We start from the raw sequence: 5,006 nt of genomic DNA on the forward strand, positions 1-5,006 counted from the left end.
CTAAAAAAATTTAAACATTATTTGCGGCTAAAAATTTTGGTATCATCGTTATGCTTCTAGATACAGCACAAGAAACAACCATTGGAATAATCATAATCATAGGCAAATTCACTAATTGTGCTACCAAAAAAAGCGCAAACCACAATGACTTTCGACTTGCAGTTAGCAGACTTGCAGCACCAAAAATAGCAGCTATTACCAATATTTTGGGCTGACTTGATAACATGCCACCAACAACTGGAATGTTCATACTTATAAAACCTATAATCAGCCCTACGCAAGCTCCAGACGACATACTCGGCTGAAGCACACCACCACTTGCGCCAGCTCGAAGAGTGCAACTTGTTAAAATTATTTTTACAACAACCAGTAGAAGCAAAGTTACCAAAGAGTTTTTGTCAATTGCAATACTTGTTTTTGCAATGTTATATGCGTATTGCGCTAAAGCTCGACCATTGCCCATAATGGCTGGATTCCATGATGCAACTAATCCTGTTACTAAGCCCATTAATGGCAAAAAATATAAAATTTGGTAATTGCGAGCACACTTAGAGCGAGCCCAACGAATCATCTTATGGAAAAGAGTGCCAACAATACCACAAGGAATGCCAACTATAATTGCAAGCAGCAACACAGTCGTATTGACAATATGGATGTCATCAAGACTTGACAAACAATAGTAAGGCTCATACCCAAGCACAAAAATAGTAGTCAATGATGCAATTTCACTTATACATAACGCAATAGCAAAAATACTAAATTTTTGTATAAACCAATACCATTTCAAACGCTTTAAAGAAGATTTCGAGTCATGAGAAAAACGTGGAATTGCAACCAAACCTAGCGTCATAATCGCACCCGCTATTGGAGCGCGATAAACTCCAGCTAAACCAGCACCAGCAGCACTTGCAACCAAAACGCGAGCTTGAAATTCACTGACTCGGATAAAGCAGAGTAACTTCTGAGTAAGCATTGCAGCCAATTCTCGAGGCGCAACTTCCCTACCTAAACTTGCGCCAGAAGCAACTATAAAAATTTGTAAACATACATGGATAATCGTTGTATGCCATGGCATTGATTGACCACGAACAGCATGAGCTATATCGACAATACGATTAGAAGATTTTGTCCATAACCACATCCAAATAATTGCAGCAACAGATATGACAATTAATACAACAGCAACGTAGTGCAATACTGGCAATCCAACTGGCGAAGGTTTAAGAGCAGATTCTGAAAATCCGAACATTACGTTTTGCACAGCATGTAGTAACAGAGTTAATAATATTGCACCAACCCCAGCCATAACTGCAACAAAAAAAGCAATAAGACTTAATCGTAAACATGTAAAAACATAGCTCAAACACTTACAAAGTTTTTTACTGCCTACTATTTGCAAATTGCGTTTTTCCATTAGCAGCAGCCTTCCTTATGTTATTTGTTTTTCATTTTACTTGTTTTTCACTTTCTTTAAAGTATAACAACAACACAAAAACCCAGAGCAAAAGCCCTGGGTTTTTAGCGAATATGAGAAAGTATAAACTTTTTCTTGTTTGAAAAATACTACTTAGAAAGTTCGTCAGCAACTTCTGCAGCAGCAGAAGCAGCCTTCACGCTTTCGTCTTCGTCATCATCCTCAGACAAGAATGCACTCAAGTCAAGAGCTTCTCCGCCAGAAACGAACTTTACAGCACGCATACCAGCAAGCAAGCCCTTAGAGCGAGCAACTTCCTGCACAGCAGAACCAAGCTGACCGTTGTTAACGATTGCGTTAATGAACTGGTTTGGATCCATGCCGTACTGCTGAGCAACAGAAACCAAGAAGTTGGTGACGTCAGCCTGGGAAACAGTCACATCCATCTGTTCAGCTAAAGCGTCAAGAACCATTTGGTCGCGAAGTTCCTTCTCAGCAGCCTGCTGCGCTTCGTCCTTCTGCTTCTTGGTAGCTTTTTCAGGATCAGGGGTCATGCCCTTCAAATGCTCTGAAACAGCCTTGTCCAAAACGCCCTTTGGCACAGGAATTTCAACTTCTTCTTGAAGCTTAACAAGGAATGCGTCACGGGCATTAGTTGCCTGACGACCTTCAGCAGCCTGCTCGCAAGCCTTGCGAATATCTGCCTTCAAATCCTTCAAAGTATCAAACTCGGAAGCTTCCTGAGCAAAATCATCATCAAGCTCTGGCAATTCCTGAGTCTTTACGGAATTAACCTTAACCTTGATCTGAGCCTTCTCGCCCTTATGCTTGCCGGACTCGAGAGTACCTTCAAAGGTGGTTTCTTCACCGGCAGAAAGGCTATCCAAAGCCTCATCCAAACCGTCAAGCAACACACCGGAACCGATTTCGTAGCTTACGCCCTCTTGCGCATCAACTACTTCGTCATCGATACGAGCTTCCAAATCAATGTTAGTGTAATCACCCTTAGCTGCAGGACGGTCAACACCAACCAAAGTAGCAAAACGCTGACGGAGGCTTTCCAAGCGCTCCTTGACATCCTTGTCGGAAACCTTTGGCTTCTCAACTTCAATCTCAACGCCCTTGAACTTGTTCAACTTGAAATCTGGACGACGCTCAACTGTCGCTACAAACTTAAGACTTGCATCTGCATCAGTCGACGTTGGAACTTCCTGAACGTCAAATTCTGGCTGATCCATTGGGCGAATCTTCTTTTCTTCCAAAGCCTTGGAATAAAGCTCTGGTACAGCGGAATTTACGGCTTCGCCGGCAACAGCTGCGAAACCGACGCGCTGATCTACAATCTTGCCTGGCACATGTCCCTTACGGAAACCTGGCACGTTAATTTGCTTAGCAATCTCCTTACGAGCTTCTTCCAAGAATGGCTTGAAGTCTTCGAGATCTGCGGTAATGGTGAGCTTAACTTTAGTTGGCTCAAGATTCCTGACGCTGATTTTCACGCTTGCGCTCCTGAAATTACGTTTTTTCTAGCTTCTGCCGTATGGCACAACCGTTACATGATAGCGCGAGTTACGGACTCAGCTACCAATCGGGTTTGCCATTCGCGAGCACCATGCTCACTTAAGAATGTTTTAACATCAATATCTTGCGCATCATCATGCCAGCAAAGATTACGAATAATCTGTGGTTTGATAATAATTTCTGCAGGAGTATGAGTGTATTCAGAAATTTGATTTAACTCAGCTTTTACTCTTTGTAAACGCTCGTAACGCTTAGGGTGATGTTCTCGCCAATATTTCATAGATCTAGGAGCGCTTTGGGAATCTTGCATATCCTGCAAGTACTGCGAATCCGATAAATCATGGCAATCCTGACAATCATTAGAACCTTGCGACTCGTCAGTATCTGTTGACTTAAGTACGTTCGTTTTACGAGATTCGCGCGAATTAAGTTGAATAGCTCCATTCGGTAATACTGGATGCACATCATCCATAGCCGTTTCACCAGATTTTGCGCGCAAAATAGCATTCTCTATAACGTTTTTCCAAATAGATGGTTTAACTTTGCGCTGAATTGGAGCGTAACGCTCGAACATTTTGTCTTGCTCACTGCCAGTGTGCATTCGCACTCGCTCATTCAAAGAACGAATAGCACGAAACGCACGCGCATTACTAGGTTTACGCTTACCAGCTTCAATAATCGCAGCGTCAGAAAGTAGCAGAGTTGGCGCAATATCATATTCACGCGCTAAAGCATCTCGCTTTTGCCACAATGCTTTCGCAATAACTAAACCAACACGATCGTGCATAAGTACGCTAATATGCGATATTTTAAGCCATGGACGTGGATGCGGAGCTTTCTTTTGTGCACCCTTACTAAGTAAGTGTTTAAATTCTTCTTCCGCCCAAGAAAGTTTACCTTGCTTTTTAAGTTCGACGCGCATTACTTCTTCTAGCTCAATAAGTAATTCAACATCTAAAGCTGCGTAATTTCGCCAATCTCTAGGAAGTGGGCGGTAAGACCAATCTGCTGCAGAATGTTCTTTTGCAAGAGTAAGACCCAAATAATATTCAGTTACAGAGCTTAAACCAAAGCGCTTTCTGCCAAGTAATTTAGCTGCGATTTCGGTATCAAATAATGCAAGTGGGCGCAAACCAATATTGAAAAATCCTGGCAAATCTTGCATCGAATCGTGAATAATCCAAGGCACATCCCCTACTGCCTTGTTAAATTCGTTCCAATCAGCTCCAAGTTTTGTAAGTTCTATAGGATCTAATAATCCAATTCCTGCACCCTTACGTTTGAACTGAATCAACCAATCTTCATGACTGTAGCGAAAACCGGAAGCTCGCTCAGCGTCTGCAGCTAAAGGACCGGAGCCTGCCGCCAACAAGCTGCAATAATCTTTATATGCTTCAAGCGTATCAATGACTTCTGGAACTCCTTCTCTAGGCTCTTTTAAAAGCTTTGGTTCCTCGTTCAAGTACGCCTCCCGATTGCATGCTTTACCCAAATTCTTACGCTTTTTGCAACTTATTCTGTACTTTTTGCAAAATATCCGTAAAAAATATTTAAGCCGTGTTACAGATTATGCATCTTTAACACGGCTTCAACTTTCGCACACAACTACGACTATTCAAAAATAAATAATCAATTAAATAATCAATTAAATAATCAATCTGTTTTATTGTTTGCTACTTCGTCATTTATGCGCTTAACAAGCCTAGTTTTAAGGAATCTAGTAAGAGTAAATGCGACTGCCGAAGCTAAAACTGTTGGAACAACGTAGCCAGCATGTAAACCTAAATCCGAAAAGTTGACTATTGGAAAAGTGACAAGTTCTGTAACAACAGCTATAACAATAGATATTATTGGCACTTCAATAAGAAGTTTCTTATCGAAAGATGCAACAATGTTTATTGGCAATAAAATTATTGGCAAAATAACGAAAATAGTAAGCGCTGTAGCAAAACCAAACTAATCGTTACACCGCACAAAAACAGCTAACGCTAATGTAAAAGCTAATGCAATCCAACAACCTATTCTGCGCTTCATTGCGTATCCTTTCTCTAAAAAAGAGTATTTGTATAAT

General features: G+C 41.3%; 3 protein-coding genes and 1 pseudogene. All 4 read right to left on the bottom strand.

Annotated elements, in window-relative coordinates; all coding sequences use genetic code 11:
• Positions 1 to 10 precede the first annotated feature (10 nt).
• On the bottom strand, positions 11 to 1,306 hold the full coding sequence (locus tag A5295_RS05490; RefSeq protein WP_231875303.1) for a chloride channel protein: 1,296 nt from the start codon (positions 1,304 to 1,306) through the stop codon (positions 11 to 13).
• Between the two features lie 257 nt (positions 1,307 to 1,563).
• Positions 1,564 to 2,913 (bottom strand): trigger factor, encoded by a 1,350-nt coding sequence (gene tig / locus A5295_RS05495; protein WP_012914242.1) that lies wholly within the window; start codon positions 2,911 to 2,913, stop codon positions 1,564 to 1,566.
• 53 nt (positions 2,914 to 2,966) lie between these two features.
• Complete coding sequence (locus A5295_RS05500; RefSeq protein WP_064622074.1) at positions 2,967 to 4,397, bottom strand: HRDC domain-containing protein; 1,431 nt, start codon at positions 4,395 to 4,397, stop codon at positions 2,967 to 2,969.
• A gap of 191 nt (positions 4,398 to 4,588) precedes the next feature.
• Positions 4,589 to 4,969 (bottom strand): annotated as a pseudogene (locus tag A5295_RS05505) (hypothetical protein).
• Positions 4,970 to 5,006 lie beyond the last annotated feature (37 nt).

Source organism: Gardnerella sp. 26-12 (assembly GCF_001660745.1).
GTDB classification, from domain to species: domain Bacteria; phylum Actinomycetota; class Actinomycetes; order Actinomycetales; family Bifidobacteriaceae; genus Bifidobacterium; species Bifidobacterium swidsinskii.

What these genes read in the sequence shown, in the direction of transcription:
- A5295_RS05490 (WP_231875303.1), bottom strand. Translation starts at nt 1,306, where the DNA reads ATGGCTGGGGTTGGTGCAATATTATTAACTCTGTTACTACATGCTGTG.